The sequence below is a fragment of the Pseudomonas sp. 05N36 genome (genome assembly GCF_056397385.1).
The window spans coordinates 22,256-37,553 of the sequence record NZ_JBFTNH010000017.1; the positions used below are offsets into that span (position 1 = coordinate 22,256).

The following is a 15,298-nucleotide window of genomic DNA, read 5'->3' on the forward strand; positions in this document are numbered from 1 at the left end:
AGAGCAAACACTCTGCCCTGCTACGATTTGGTTAGTCTTGCGACTCTTCTTCGTCAGCTGCTTCAGCCTGCTGGCTTTCGACAGTATCGTCCGGCTCGGTGCCGGCATCGAGCACGACGCCTTCGAGTTCGGCGCCCTCTTCGCCTTCCAGCTCTTCGCCTTCGACTTCCGATGGCTCCTGAACCCGCTCCAGGCCGACCAGTGTTTCATCGTTGGCCAGCTTGATCAGGGTCACGCCCTGGGTGTTACGACCCAGACTGGATACTTCATCGACACGAGTACGCACCAGGGTGCCCTGGTCGGAAATCAGCATGATTTCCTCGCCGTCGAGCACCTGGACTGCACCGACCAGACGGCCGTTACGCTCGTTGCTGACCATGGCGATAACGCCCTGACCGCCACGTTTGTACTCAGGGAACTCGGTGATGGCGGTACGCTTGCCGAAACCACGCGCCGAAGCGGTGAGGATCTGGCTGCCTTCTTCCGGGATCAGCATGGAAATCAGCTTCTGACCTTCCGGCAGACGCATGCCGCGGACACCGCGAGCGGTACGGCCCATGGCGCGAACGTCGGATTCTTTGAAGCGGGTAACCTTGCCGCCATCGGAGAACAGCATGACTTCACGCTCGCCATCGGTGATGGCAGCACTGATCAGCACGTCGCCTTCGTCCAGCTCCAGCGCGATCAAGCCAACGCTGCGCTGACGACTGAAGGATTCCAGCGGGGTCTTCTTCACGGTGCCGTTGGCGGTGGCCATGAAGATGTAATGACCTTCGGTGTATTCCTCGACCGGCAGCATGGTGGTGATGTACTCACCATCGTCCAGCGGCAGCAGGTTGACCAGCGGACGACCACGGGCAGCGCGGGATGCCTCAGGAATTTCGTAGGTTTTCAGCCAGTACACCTTGCCCTTGCTGGAGAACAGCAGCAGCGTGGTGTGGCTGTTGGCGACCAGCAGGTGAGCGATGTAGTCCTCATCCTTGACGCCGGTAGCCGACTTGCCTTTACCGCCACGACGCTGGGCCTGGTACGCAGCCAATGGCTGGGTCTTGGCGTAGCCACCGTGGGAAATGGTCACGACGCGCTCTTCTTCCGGGATCATGTCACCCAGGGTCAGGTCCAGACGCGCATCGAGAATTTCGGTGCGACGCACATCGCCGTACTCGGCACGAATCACTTCCAGCTCTTCGCGGATCACTTCCATCAGGCGCGTGGCGCTGTTGAGGATGCGGATCAGCTCGCCGATCTGGTTGAGGATCTCTTGATACTCGGCCAGCAGTTTTTCGTGTTCCAGGCCGGTCAGACGGTGCAGACGCAGCTCCAGAATGGCTTGCGCCTGTTCTGGCGACAGGAAGTACTTGCCGTCGCGCAGACCGTATTGTGGATCGAGGTTTTCCGGACGGCAGGAATCTGCACCGGCACGCTCGACCATCGCCACCACCGCGGTGGATTCCCAAGGCGTGCTGATCAGCGCTTCCTTGGCTTCCGACGGCGTTGGCGAGGCCTTGATCAGGGCGATGACCGGGTCGATGTTCGACAGCGCAACCGCCTGACCTTCGAGGATGTGACCACGCTCGCGGGCTTTACGCAGCTCGAACACGGTACGGCGGGTAACGACTTCGCGACGGTGACGAACGAAGGCTTCCAGCAGGTCCTTGAGGTTCAGGATCCGCGGACGGCCGTCGATCAGCGCGACGATGTTGATACCGAACACCGCTTGCAGCTGGGTCTGGGCGTAGAGGTTGTTGAGAATGACCTCGGGCACTTCACCGCGACGCAGCTCGATCACCACGCGCATACCGTCTTTGTCGGACTCGTCGCGCAGTTCGGTGATGCCTTCCAGCTTCTTCTCTTTGACCAGCTCGGCGATCTTCTCGATCAGGCGCGCCTTGTTCAACTGGTAAGGCAGTTCGGTGATGACGATCTGTTGACGGCCACCGACCTTGTCGATGTCTTCGATGATCGAACGGGCGCGCATGTAAATGCGGCCACGACCGGTACGGTAGGCTTCGATGATGCCGGCGCGACCGTTGATGATCGCGGCGGTCGGGAAGTCCGGACCGGGGATGTATTGCATCAGCTCATCGACGGTCAACTCGGGGTTGTCGATGAGTGCCAGGCAACCGTCGATGACTTCACCGAGGTTGTGCGGCGGAATGTTGGTCGCCATGCCCACGGCGATACCGCTGGAGCCGTTGACCAGCAGGTTGGGAATGCGGGTCGGCATGACCGCCGGGATCATTTCGGTGCCGTCGTAGTTCGGCACCCAGTCCACGGTTTCTTTATGCAGGTCAGCCAGCAGCTCGTGCGCCAGCTTGGTCATGCGCACTTCGGTGTATCGCATCGCAGCGGCGTTGTCGCCGTCGACCGAACCGAAGTTGCCCTGACCGTCTACCAGCAGGTAACGCAGCGAGAATGGCTGTGCCATACGAACGATGGTGTCGTACACCGCAGTATCACCGTGCGGGTGATACTTACCGATCACGTCACCGACAACACGGGCAGATTTCTTGTACGGCTTGTTGAAGTCGTTACCCAGCTCGCTCATCGCGAACAGCACACGCCGATGCACGGGCTTCAAGCCATCGCGCGCATCAGGCAGTGCCCGCCCGACAATTACGCTCATCGCGTAGTCGAGGTAGGACTGTTTCAGCTCGTCTTCGATATTGACCGGGAGGATTTCTTTGGCCAGTTCGCCCATGAGAAGCCTGATTCCTTTTTCTGGTGAAACTTCGTCACATCCATATGGGACGAACGAAGCTCGCCGCTGCAGGCTGAGTGCCAGCACCGACTTACGACAAATCAACGAGTTATGCCATGGATCTGCGCAGTAAAGGCAACCACATCGGGCTGCCTTGGAAACCGCCGGATGTTATCACAAGAGCCGCCACGCACCTATCCCCCTGATGCGCATGGAGCATAGTTAGTTGACCGGTGACAGGCGTAAAGGCGACGAGAGAGGCTCTGAGGCAAATCACAGGTCCGTCTCAGGCTGATTTGTTGGCCTTGAGGGCCCCATCGCGAGCAGGCTCGCTCCCACAATTGACCGAGTCGTTCACAGATTTTGCGAACGACATCAATCCAATGTGGGAGCGAGCCTGCTCGCGAAAGCGATTTATCAGACGCCCGAGATCGTCAATGCAACCGCTTACGGCACATGAGTTGTGCCATCTTCGCGGCATCCGGGCGCTCGACGATGCCTTTTTCGGTGACGATGGCGTCAATCAGGTCAGCCGGCGTGACATCGAACACCGGGTTAAAGGCATCGACATCAGCCCCCACCCGCTTGCCACCTACTTCCAGCAACTCGCTGCCATCACGCTCTTCGATCGGGATGTCGTCACCACTGGCCAGGTTCATGTCGATGGTCGAGCTCGGTGCCACCACCATGAAACGCACGCCGTGGTGCATGGCGTTGACCGCCAACTGGTACGTACCGATCTTGTTCGCCACGTCACCGTTGGCAGTAATTCGGTCAGCACCGACGATCACCCAGGTCACGCCCTTGGTTTTCATGATGTGCGCTGCGGCCGAGTCGGCGTTCAGGGTAACCGGAATGCCTTCGTTGGCCAGTTCCCAGGCAGTCAAGCGCGAGCCTTGCAGCCAAGGCCGGGTTTCGTCGGCGTAAACCCGCTCGATCATGCCTTCCAGGAACGCGCCACGAATCACCCCGAGCGCAGTGCCGAAGCCGCCCGTCGCCAACGCCCCCGTATTACAGTGAGTCAGGACAGCCTGGGCATTGCCCTGATGCTTGCGGATCAGGTCGACACCCAATTGCGCCATGGTCAGGTTGGCTTCGCGATCACTTTCATGGATTGCCAAGGCCTCTGCCTCAAGCACTTCCAATGGATTGGGGTGATCCTTGAGCCGCTCCAGGCGTTCGCGCATGCGCCCCAGTGCCCAGAACAGGTTGACGGCGGTCGGCCGTGAATCCGCGAGCAGGGCAAAATCCTCTTCCAGCGCGGCCTGCCAGTCGCCACCCGCAGCAAACCGCGCGCGCGCCGCCAGCACCACGCCGTAGGCGGCGCTGATACCAATTGCCGGAGCACCACGCACCACCATCGAGCGGATTGCCTCAGCCACACCCGCTGCGCTGGTATAGGCCATCCAGGTTTCCTCGAATGGCAGAATGCGCTGATCCAGCAGGTACAGGGCGCCGTCCCGCCAATCGATGGCCTTCACCTTCTCCGCAGCCAACAGTCGATCGCGCATCCCTCACCCCGCACTCATGAACAAAAGCCGCCGATTATAGCGATCCCCCCGCGAAGACGCTCGGGTATACTTCGCCATCCTTTATAAAAGCACTGGACCGAACCCTCGATGCCGAATCCTGCCGCTGCGCTCGACTTACTCTTGCTGCCGACCTGGTTAGTACCTGTCGAACCCGCTGGCGTAGTCCTCAAGGAGCACGGCCTGGGTATCCGCGACGGGCGTATTGCCTTCATCGGCCCGCGCAGCGAAGCCTTGAAGCTCAAGGCCAGCGAAGTCCGCGAACTGCCGGGCATGCTGCTCAGCCCGGGCCTGATCAACGCCCACGGACATGCGGCGATGACACTCTTTCGTGGCCTGGCCGATGATTTGCCGCTGATGACCTGGCTTGAGCAGCACATCTGGCCAGCCGAGGCCAAATGGGTCGACGAGGCCTTCGTCCGCGACGGCACCGACCTGGCCATTGCCGAGCAGATCAAAGGCGGCATCACCTGCTTCTCGGACATGTATTTTTTCCCGAAAGTTGCCAGCGAACGCGTGCACAACAGCGGAATTCGCGCGCAAATCGCCATCCCGATCCTTGATTTCCCGATTCCCGGCGCCAGCGATGCAGATGAAGCTATCCGTCAGGGCGTCGAACTGTTCAGCGACCTCAAGCATCATCCGCGCATCAAAATCACCTTCGGTCCTCATGCACCCTACACCGTCGGTGACGAAAACCTCGAAAAAATCCGGGTCATCACCGAGGAGCTGGACGCAGCGATTCACATGCACGTCCACGAAACAGCCTTCGAAGTCCAGAATTCGGTCGAACAGCGTGGCGAGCGGCCATTGGCCCGACTCGGTCGCCTTGGCCTGCTCGGACCGCGCTTCCAGGCCGTCCACATGACGCAAATCAGCGAAGAAGACCTGGCGTTACTGGTAGAAAGCAACACCAGCGTGATTCATTGCCCTGAATCGAACCTGAAACTGGCCAGCGGCTTTTGCCCGGTGGAGCGCTTGTGGCAGGCTGGAGTCAATGTGGCGGTCGGCACCGATGGCGCGGCCAGCAACAATGACCTCGACCTGCTGGGCGAAACCCGTACCGCCGCCCTGCTGGCCAAGGCCGTTGCCGGCTCGGCCACGGCACTGGACGCCCATCGCGCCTTGCGCATGGCGACCCTCAACGGGGCCCGTGCGCTGGGGCTGGAAGCCGAAGTGGGTTCGCTGGAAGTCGGCAAGGCCGCGGACATGGTGGCCTTCGACCTGTCTGGCCTGGCCCAGCAACCGGTTTATGACCCGGTTTCGCAGCTGATCTATGCCACCGGCCGGGACTGTGTGAAACACCTTTGGGTCGCCGGCAAGCAATTGCTCGACGACCGGCGCCTGACGCGTCTCGATGAACAACAGCTATGCGCCACGGCCACCGCCTGGGGCCGGCGCATCAGCGGACATGCCGAATAGAACGCCCCTTGAGCCGAACCTCAAGGTTGACAGCAGAATTTTTTAGATTTAGAGGATTACCCATGAGCAACGTCGACCACGCTGAAATCGCCAAATTCGAAGCCCTGGCTCATCGCTGGTGGGACCGCGAAAGCGAGTTCAAGCCGCTGCACGATATCAACCCGCTGCGGGTCAACTGGATTGACGAGCGCGTCAAACTGGCCGGCAAGAAGGTTCTGGACGTCGGTTGCGGTGGCGGCATCCTCAGCGAATCCATGGCACAACGCGGCGCTACCGTGATGGGCATCGACATGGGCGAAGCGCCGTTGGCAGTCGCGCAACTGCATCAACTGGAATCCGGCGTCAGCGTCGAGTACCGGCAGATCACCGCCGAAGCCCTGGCAGAAGAAATGCCCGAGCAATTCGACGTGGTCACCTGCCTGGAAATGCTCGAGCACGTGCCCGATCCGTCGTCGGTCATTCGTGCCTGCTTCCGCATGGTAAAACCGGGTGGCCAGGTGTTCTTCTCGACCATCAACCGCAACCCGAAGGCTTACCTGTTCGCTATCGTCGGCGCCGAATACATCATGAAGCTGCTGCCGCGCGGCACGCATGATTTCAAGAAATTCATCCGCCCTTCTGAACTCGGTGCCTGGAGCCGCCAGGCCGGCCTGAGCGTCAAGGACATCATCGGCCTGACGTACAACCCGCTGACCAAGCACTACAAGCTGGCCGCCGACGTTGACGTCAACTACATGATCCAGACGCTGCGCGAGGAGTAAGCCGATGGCAATCAGAGCAGTTCTTTTTGACATGGACGGCACCCTGCTCGACACCGCGCCGGACTTCATTGCCATCTGCCAAAGCATGCTGGCTGACCGCGGGTTGGCGCCGATCCCGGACAAACACATCCGCGACGAGATCTCCGGCGGGGCGAAAGCCATGGTGGCGGTAACCTTCTCGATGGACCCGGAATCGCCGGGTTTCGAGGCATTGCGACTGGAGTTCCTGGAGCGTTACCTCACGGGGTGCGCGATTCACAGCAAACTTTTCGATGGCATGGCCGAGCTGTTGGCCGACATCGAGAAATCCAATCTGATCTGGGGCGTGGTGACCAACAAACCGCTGCGCTTCGCTGAACCGATCATGCAACAGCTGGGACTGGCCGAGCGCTCGGCGCTGCTGATTTGCCCAGACCACGTGACCAACAGCAAGCCGCATCCGGAGCCGTTGATCCTCGCCTGCAAAATGCTCGACCTGGACCCGGCCAGCGTGCTGTTCGTGGGCGATGACCTGCGCGACATCGAGTCGGGCCGCGATGCCGGAACCCGGACCGCCGCGGTGACCTTTGGCTACATTCACCCCGATGACAACCCACGAAACTGGGGGGCCGACGTGGTGGTGGACCACCCTTCGGAGTTGCGCAAGGTGCTCGATAACGCGCTGTGCAGTTGCTGAGCAGTGACGCGGAGCGTCACGGGCTGCATTCCCACGCGGACGGTTCGACGTGGGAACGATCTAACTCTTGTAGAGGTTTTCTATGTTTGATTATTCCGCCCGCCCTGAACTACTCAAGGATCGGGTCATCCTGGTCACTGGCGCCGGTCGTGGTATCGGCGCTGCGGCGGCAAAAACCTATGCAGCTCACGGCGCTACCGTACTGCTGCTGGGCAAGACCGAGGCCAATCTGACTCAGGTTTACGACGAAATCGAAGCCGCCGGTTATCCACAGCCTGCCGTGATTCCGTTCAATCTGGAAACCGCCCTGCCGCACCAGTACGACGAACTGGCGGCCATGATCGAAACCGAATTCGGTCACCTTGATGGCTTGCTGCACAACGCCTCGATCATTGGCCCGCGCACGCCACTGGAGCAGCTCTCCGGCGAAAACTTCATGCGCGTGATGCACGTCAACGTCAACGCCATGTTCATGCTGACCAGCACCCTGCTGCCACTGCTCAAGCTGTCTCGGGACGCCTCAGTGATCTTCACCTCCAGCAGCGTCGGTCGCAAAGGTCGTGCGTACTGGGGCGCTTATGGCGTGTCGAAGTTCGCCACCGAAGGCCTGATGCAAACCCTGGCCGACGAAGTCGACAACGTCGCGCCGGTTCGCTCCAACAGCATCAACCCAGGCGCTACCCGCACCAGCATGCGCGCTCAAGCGTACCCGGGCGAAAACCCCGCCAACAACCCGACACCCGAAGAGATCATGCCGGTCTACCTGTACCTGATGGGGCCGGACAGCACCGGCATCAACGGTCAGGCGTTCAACGCTCAGTAAGCCCTCGCCGCACCCCGCTGCCGCGACGGCATACTGTCGCGGCACGCGCCTCCCCCCTTCCAAGCGCCTGTTTGAAGTCAATCAAATGTCGCCGAATCAGCTAGCAGAAACCGACTCAAGAGCCAACAAGCTGATTTAAAACGAGTTTTATTCGTTTGAACCGAATGGCATGACTTTCGCTCTAACCCTGTTGAAACACGCAGCGTGTTAGCGATCGGGCAGCGCCATGTCGAGCTTACGTTTGCTCGACAAAGCGGACTAAAATCTAGCCACCTGTCCTACGGGACTGATGGACCAGTATGACGCGCAGCCCAAAGCCGCTCTCACCCAGCCTGTAAGACAGCATTCCTGCTTAGGGGCTCACGCCATATGAAATCTCCAACCCAGACCAACGCAATCGACTTCGATAGCGCCAAAATGCAGCGACTGGGCTTTGGCCAGTTGCCGCCCCTCCTGGAGCGTCCTGCCAGCCTCGGTCAATTGCGCCAGCAACTGGGCCTGCAACTGCAAACCAGCCTTGAGCCGCAGCGCATTCTGGGATTGTTTTTCCGCGAAATTCAGCGCCTTGTGCCACTGGACGCCTTGAACTATCAACACAAAACCAGCGATCTGCGCCTGGAGTTCGGTCAGCGCGGGCATCACTCGGTGAGCTATAGCCTGAGCCACGAAGGCACACACCTGGGCGATCTGGTGTTCCGTCGCAATCAGCGCTTCAGCGAAAAGGATCAGGGTAACCTCGAGTCCCTGCTATCCACCTTGCTCTTCCCGATGCGCAACGCCCTGCTCTATCGAGCGGCCACTCAAAGTGCAATGCGCGACCCACTGACCGGCACCGGCAATCGCATTGCCATGGATCAGACCCTGCAACGGGAGATCGACATGGCCCGGCGACACATGCAGTCGCTGTCGCTGTTGATGCTCGATATCGATCACTTCAAACAGATCAATGACAACTATGGTCACAGTGCCGGCGATGACGTGTTGAAGGCTGTCGCAACCTCGATCAAAGACCAGTTGCGCAACGTAGACATGGTCTTTCGCTTCGGCGGAGAAGAGTTTCTGATTCTGCTCTCCAACACCAGCCGCGAAGCCGCAGCGATGATAGGCGAACGCCTGCGCCATGCCGCGCAAGCCGGGGAGTATTCGGCGGATGGGACGCTGATCGGCTTAACGGTCAGCCTCGGATGCTCGACGCTGCTGCCGGGTGAGTCTGCAGACAGCCTGTTGCGACGTGCCGACAGTGCGCTGTATGTGGCCAAGCGCGAGGGGCGTAACCGGTTGGCGATGGCGGGTTGAATCGCCAGCAACCACACAAACCAAATGTGGGAGCGAGCCTGCTCGCGATGCAGGCAACCCGGTTTAACTGGAAAACCGAGGTATCTTCATCGCGAGCAGGCTCGCTCCCACAATGGTTTTGCGTTGTCTTGAATTAATGGATCAGCTTTCGACCAGCGCCATCCGCTCCCGGGCTACCGGAACCCTTTCCGAGTGTTCCAGTTGCATGCAGCGTTCCAGGAACAGGTACATGTAGTCGTAGCTCTTGCAGATCGCCTGACGCAGTTCAGCTTGCAGGGATCTGGTGGGGTTCAGGCCCGCTAGCGTGCAGATGATTTCCAGGGCTTCCCACGGATGGGCATCATCGTATTGAGCATGCATTTTCAGCCATTTCATCGCGCGCTTGCGGTCGTCCTCAGGGAACGCTGCCGCGTAGACCCCACTGGAACACACCAGCGCCGACCACTCCCCGGTCGCCCCTTCAATGGCATAGTTGGTTGCCGCAATGGCCACGATCAGCGAATCCGCCGAGCTGGTATGCCAGCACCAATGACTCAACGCATGAAGCTCAGGTGCAACCTGCTGTGCCTGCAAATCATCGAGGCTGACGCCATGTGCACGACTCCAGTGCACCCAATAATCGGCATGATTGAGCTCAACCCGAATGTTGCGCATCAGCCAGCGGCGCGCCATGTCCTCGCCGGGATGGCGGGCAAAGCGGGTCTTCGTCAGGTTTTGCGCCATGTACAACGCGAACTGCTCAACGACCGGCCAGCCACCAATCAGGTACTGACGCATGGTCCTTGCACTGAGTTTGTTGTCACGCATCCGCTGATACAGTTCATGTTCGACAACCCGACGCTTGCTCTCGCTGCAATCCCGGATCAGTTGCTGAGCCCAGGCGGGGTAACTTGCGGCTTCCATAAGCGGGCCGGATCTGTTGAATGTATCGATCACTGTCGCACTCCTTTTGATTGTGATTGTACGGATCAGCAAGAGACTTCAACGGAACGTGCCAGGCGCCTTGAATAACAGTGGCTGCGGCCTGGTGGGCCGACAATGCAGGCTGTCACAGGTAAACATTTGCGGGCGTTCGATAACATACCCTTGAGCATAATCCACCCCGATCTCCAGCAATGCCTGCTCGATCTGGGGCGTTTCAACAAACTCGGCAATGGTGCGCTTACCCATGACATGACCGATGTGATTGATCACTTCGACCATTGCACGGTTAATCGGGTCGTCCAGCATATCCTTTACGAAACTCCCGTCGATCTTCAAGAAGTCTACAGGTAAATGTTTCAGATAAGCGAATGAGGACATACCGGCGCAAAAGTCATCCAGCGAAAAATGGCACCCTAACCCTTTGAGTTCATTAATAAATCTGATTGCGCTACCCAAATTGGAAATCGCGCTGGTTTCAGTGATTTCAAAACAAATCATTTCAGGCGGGATGGCGTAGGCAGTGAACTTTTCACGCAGAAAGTGCAGAAAAGCCTCATCCCCGATGGTAGTGCCTGACAGATTGATCGCACACATGGCCAACGGCCCATTACGCTCTTGCGCGATACCCTGCGCAATAATCCTGAAAACATTCTCGACCACCCAACGGTCCAGGGACGTCATCAGTCCGTAACGCTCGGCAGCAGGAATGAAGCTGTCCGGCAGAATCATCCGCCCGGCTTCGTCGTGCAGGCGCAGCAGGATTTCGATATGCCCACCGCCCCGTTCTGTATGCCCCAGCGCAGCGATTTCCTGTGAGTACAGGCAGAAGCGGTTCTCCTCAAGCGCCATGTGCAGGCGCTGGACCCAGGCCATCTCGCCAAAGCGCAGGGACAACTCGGAGTCGTCAGCATGATAGACCTGAACCCGATTGCGCCCCTTCTCCTTGGCCATGTAGCACGCCATGTCGGCAGCACGCAATGAAGCCTCAAGGGTGGCCGGAGCTTGAATGATGTGCACCAGACCGACGCTGACGGTGGTCACGAATGGCCGGCCTTTCCAGACAAAGTGCAGGTTTTGTACCGTCTGGCGCAGGCCCTCGGCGATTTTTTCCGAGGCTTGCGGCGAGCAGTTTTCCAACAGAATGCCGAACTCGTCGCCGCCCAATCGGGCCAGGGTGTCACCTTCGCGCAAACCCGACTGCAACAGCGCGCAGATATGCCGCAGCAGCTCATCACCCGCCGCATGTCCGCAGGTGTCGTTGACCAGTTTGAATTGATCCAGATCGAGGAACATCAAGGCATGTCGGGCCGGCTGGCGGGTCAGGCTGTGCAACGCCTGCTCCAGGCGATATTCGAATTCGCGGCGGTTGGCCAGCCCGGTGAGTGCGTCGTGAGTGGCCTGCCAGGAAAGATTGGCGATGTACTGCCGCTCCTGGGTCATGTCATGCAGCACCAGCACCGTGCCACTGACTTTACCCGCATTACGAATCGGCGACCCCACCAACGTGACCGAAACCGTGCTGCCATCAAGCCTCTGAATCAGTTTGGAATGTTCACTGCCGCCGCTGAGCTGACCGCTGAGAATATGCTCGATCAGCGTGAAGCCATCCGCCTGGGCATTTTCATCCAGCAGATTGAACAAGGCTGCCAGCGGTAGCCCGATTGCCTGCTCAGCCTTCCAGTGGGTCAACTCCTCGGCTGCCGGGTTCATGTAAGCAATGGCGCCTTCAACGTCGGTAGTGATCACGCCATCGCCAATGGACTGCAAGGTGATTTGCGCGCGCTCCTTTTCCAGCTGCAAGGCATTGGCAAACGCGTGGCGCTGAGCCAGTAGCTTATGGGTGCGCAAGAGTGCCAGGGCAATCAACCCCAACGCCGTGGCCAGGTTAGTGAACAGCAACAACCGCAAAATCAGCCGCGAACCCTCGCCCAATGCGTCACTGAACGCTTTGGCAGCGGGTGTCACCGCTTCGTTGATGGCAAATATCCGGGCTTTCCAGCGCTGAACGTCGGCGTCGCTCGCCTGGTCGCTGGCAATGTGCTGATGCATTTCAAGGGCCACGTTATCGAGCTGCATCAGGTAGGCATCACCCACGGTCCAACGATCGATAGCGGTTTCCAGGTAACTGAAATGCCGGAAGTTCAGGTACAGCCAAATCAGGCTTGAAACGTCATCGGGATGGTTGCCGCCCTTGAGGATGCCCCGCCTGGCGGCTTCGAGATCAGGCGGTTGATGATCCAGCGCGACCCGCAGTTCATGCCCGCCCTGGGGCACTGAAATAGCCTTCTGGTACTTGAGGAAAATCGACTCGTCGCGACTGTCAGCGTACAGATTGAGGTAATAGATAGCGTCTTTCTGGCCCTTGGACCACAGGCTTTCTCCGGCAACATAGCCGCGAACCGCCGACAAAACGTACAGGCTGACGCCGCCCAACAAGGCCTGAAACAACACGACGGCGATAAATGGCCAGACGATGCCCAACAACCGTGGCGTTCCGAGAGTCCGCTTTTGCTTCATGAGATCCCTTGCACAAGCGCTGCCTGATGAACACCCGAGAGAATTCCGCTCCTAGCAGCACAGACTAGGCTAATTTTCGATTTTTCGAAGACATCCGGCTTCGATCAAGCTCGATTTAGGGACAACGCAACAATCAAAGGGGCCACAAGGCCGATTCCCAAAAAGGATGGCTGATCAATAAGCACAGAAATCCGGGCAAAACTCAAGATTGCTAATGCTGCTGCAAATGCCCATACAACTTGGCATACAGCCCCCCCTCGGCAATCAGTTGCTGGTGGTCGCCATCCTCGGCAATTTGCCCGCCATCGAACACCAGCACGCGGTCCGCCTGTTTTACCGCCGACAACCGGTGAGCGATGATCAGTGTTGTGCGACCGCTGAGAAACCGCGCGAGCGCCTGATGGAGGTTGTATTCGGTGGCGGCGTCCAGCGCCGAAGTCGCCTCATCGAGGACCACGACCTTGGGTTCGGCCAGCACCATGCGCGCAATCGCCAGGCGTTGGCGCTGCCCGCCGGACAAGCGCACACCGGAGCGGCCAACCACGCTATCCAGGCCTTGCGGCAACGCCTTGACCGTCGCCTCGAGCTGGGCGATTGCCAGTGCCTGCCAGCAGGCTTCATCGCTGCGCTCGCGGCCCATGGCGAGGTTAGCCCGTATGGTGTCGTTGAACAGTGCCGGATGCTGCAACACCACGGCGACATTCTCGCGCACGGTTTCCAGGCCGATGTCCTGTTGAGTGACACCACCAAAACGGATGCTGCCCGATTGCGGTGTATAGAGCCCCAACAGCAATTGCACCAGCGTGCTTTTACCGCCACCACTGGCGCCCACGATCGCGACTTTTTCGCCGGGCGCGATGGACAGGTTCATCTGATCCAGCACCAACTCACCGCCGTAGCCGAAACTCAAGCCCTGGACCTCGATGCCCACTGTCTCGCGCCCTTTGAACGGGTCAACGCCACCTGGGTATTGCGGCTCGTCGGCACGCGATAACAGCTCGTTGATTCGCGTCAGCGCACCACCCGCTGCGTAATAGGCATATTGCAGGTTCAGCAGTTGCTCGACCGGCCCGATCATGAACCAGAGGTAGCTGAACACCGCCAGCATCTGTCCGATGGACAGGTCGGAGAACAGCACGGTGAGCATGGCGGCGGCGCGGAAGATATCGATGCCGAACTGGAACAGCAATCCGCTGGCACGGCTCGAGGCGTCGCTTTTCCACTGTGAGTTGACGGCATAGTTGCGCACTTCCTGCGCCCGCAATCCGAGCCGTCCGAGGAAGAACCCTTGACGATTGCCAGCGCGGATTTCCTGTATTGCATCCAGGGTTTCAGTCAGTGCCTGGGTGAACCGGGAAGTGCTGTCGTTCTCGAGTTTTTTCAGGTGTTTGACCCGCTTACCCAGCTGCACGGTGGCGTAGATCACCAGCGGGTTGAACAACAGGATCAGTAGCGCCAGCTTCCAGTGCATCCACACCAGAATCCCCGCCGTACCGACCAGCGTGAGCATCGCCACCAGAAAACGGCTAAGGGTTTCGCCGACGAATTTGTCGACAGTGTCCAGGTCCGTGACCAGGTGCGTGGTCACCGTGCCGCTGCCCAGGCTTTCGTATTCGCCAAGGGAAATACGCTTGAGCCGCTCGATCAGCCGTACGCGGATACGATAGACGATGTCCTTGGCCAGACCTGCAAACAGACGCGCCTGCAAGACGTTGAACATCAACGCACCGCAACGCAGGGTCAAGGTCACCAGCAACATCAAGCCGATGTAACCGGCAGCACGTTGCCAGCCGGAGGGCAGCACGTGGTTCATGACTTTCAGTGCGGCGTCGCCATGCCCCAGCAGCACTTCGTCCACCAGCAATGGCAACAGTAAAGGGATCGGCACACTGCACAGGGTCGCCAATACGGCGACACCGTTGGCGATCCACAAGGATTTTTTATGTTGAAGTGCCAGACGACGGATTTCCGCCCAACTCAGCCGATCGACCCGCTTGGGTTGTGGCGCATCATCGGGTTGCTCATGCACAGGCTGCGCGCTCCAGCCAACGGCCGAGCAACGGAGCCAGTTCGCTGAGCGGTTGATAACCATTGGTCAACAGCGCCAATTGACCATTGCGCTCGGCGAGCAAGGTCGGGAAGCCGGCGATGCCCAGATCCTGAACCCAGGTGAAGTCTGCCGCCGTCGCCGCGTGCTGATCGGCACGGTCGAACGCTGCCGCGAACTCGATACGCGGCAAACCGGCTTGTTCGGCCAACTCCACCAACACGCTGGCACGGGTGACGTCACGCCCCTCGGCATAAAAAGCCTGCTGGATGAGCTTGAGCAGTTTCCAGGCGCAATCCGGTGCCAGGCTGCGCGCCGTCACCAGTGCGCGGCAGGCCGGCTCAGTGTCGTAGACAAAACCGTCGGGCAGCGCGCCCTCGAACTTGAACGGCTGGCCGGTGGCTTCGGCAACCGCCTGCCAGTGTTCGAGAATGTAGCGCCGCGTGGTGGGTTCCAGTGCCGCACCACTGCCGGTGCGCAAACCGCCGACAACCAAATGCACATCAACGCCCCCGGCCTGCGCCTGCTCGACCAGCGCCTCGGCCACCGGAGCAAAACCCCAGCACCAGGAGCACATCGGATCCATTACATAGAGCAGGCGC

Annotated in this window: 11 protein-coding genes; 5 read left to right on the forward strand and 6 right to left on the reverse strand. The window is 59.5% G+C overall.

Annotation, left to right across the window (positions count from 1 at the left end; genetic code table 11):
* Nucleotides 1-31: 31 nt before the first annotated feature.
* Both gyrA and mtnA read right to left on the reverse strand, forming a co-directional pair.
* Nucleotides 32-2,701: a DNA gyrase subunit A gene (gyrA, locus tag AC1DIH_RS20505; RefSeq protein ID WP_477773069.1), complete on the reverse strand. Its 2,670-nt coding sequence runs from the start codon at nt 2,699-2,701 to the stop codon at nt 32-34.
* A gap of 434 nt (nt 2,702-3,135) precedes the next feature.
* On the reverse strand, nt 3,136-4,212 hold the full coding sequence (gene mtnA, locus AC1DIH_RS20510) for an S-methyl-5-thioribose-1-phosphate isomerase (RefSeq protein ID WP_477773070.1): 1,077 nt from the start codon (nt 4,210-4,212) through the stop codon (nt 3,136-3,138).
* A gap of 108 nt (nt 4,213-4,320) precedes the next feature.
* Here mtnA and AC1DIH_RS20515 point away from each other — a divergent pair, with 108 nt between their 5' ends.
* From AC1DIH_RS20515 to AC1DIH_RS20535, 5 genes are all read left to right on the forward strand, one after another.
* Entirely contained in the window at nt 4,321-5,652 is a 1,332-nt protein-coding gene (locus AC1DIH_RS20515) for a TRZ/ATZ family hydrolase (protein WP_477773071.1), read from the forward strand.
* A 62-nt stretch (nt 5,653-5,714) separates the two neighbouring features.
* Nucleotides 5,715-6,413, forward strand: a complete 699-nt coding sequence (gene ubiG / locus AC1DIH_RS20520; protein WP_019692990.1) for a bifunctional 2-polyprenyl-6-hydroxyphenol methylase/3-demethylubiquinol 3-O-methyltransferase UbiG — start codon at nt 5,715-5,717, stop codon at nt 6,411-6,413.
* A gap of 4 nt (nt 6,414-6,417) precedes the next feature.
* Nucleotides 6,418-7,089, forward strand: coding sequence for an N-acetylmuramic acid 6-phosphate phosphatase MupP (gene mupP, locus AC1DIH_RS20525; protein ID WP_477773072.1), 672 nt, complete (start codon nt 6,418-6,420; stop codon nt 7,087-7,089).
* Nucleotides 7,090-7,171: 82 nt separating this feature from the next.
* Nucleotides 7,172-7,912 carry a YciK family oxidoreductase gene (locus AC1DIH_RS20530; RefSeq protein ID WP_477773073.1) on the forward strand — a complete coding sequence of 247 codons (741 nt, stop codon included), beginning with the start codon at nt 7,172-7,174 and terminating at the stop codon, nt 7,910-7,912.
* A gap of 369 nt (nt 7,913-8,281) precedes the next feature.
* Nucleotides 8,282-9,208 (forward strand): GGDEF domain-containing protein, encoded by a 927-nt coding sequence (locus AC1DIH_RS20535; RefSeq protein WP_477773074.1) that lies wholly within the window; start codon nt 8,282-8,284, stop codon nt 9,206-9,208.
* 141 nt (nt 9,209-9,349) lie between these two features.
* Here the strand turns inward: AC1DIH_RS20535 and AC1DIH_RS20540 are convergent, their stop codons facing one another.
* The 4 genes from AC1DIH_RS20540 to AC1DIH_RS20555 form a co-directional block, all read right to left on the reverse strand.
* Nucleotides 9,350-10,111: a TenA family transcriptional regulator gene (locus AC1DIH_RS20540; RefSeq protein WP_477773124.1), complete on the reverse strand. Its 762-nt coding sequence runs from the start codon at nt 10,109-10,111 to the stop codon at nt 9,350-9,352.
* A 78-nt stretch (nt 10,112-10,189) separates the two neighbouring features.
* Complete coding sequence (locus tag AC1DIH_RS20545) at nt 10,190-12,649, reverse strand: EAL domain-containing protein (RefSeq protein WP_477773075.1); 2,460 nt, start codon at nt 12,647-12,649, stop codon at nt 10,190-10,192.
* 211 nt (nt 12,650-12,860) lie between these two features.
* Nucleotides 12,861-14,678, reverse strand: a complete 1,818-nt coding sequence (locus AC1DIH_RS20550; protein ID WP_477773076.1) for an ABC transporter ATP-binding protein — start codon at nt 14,676-14,678, stop codon at nt 12,861-12,863.
* Nucleotides 14,671-15,273, reverse strand: coding sequence for a DsbA family protein (locus tag AC1DIH_RS20555; protein WP_477773125.1), 603 nt, complete (start codon nt 15,271-15,273; stop codon nt 14,671-14,673). Before AC1DIH_RS20555 ends, AC1DIH_RS20550 begins: the two co-directional genes overlap by 8 nt.
* Nucleotides 15,274-15,298 lie beyond the last annotated feature (25 nt).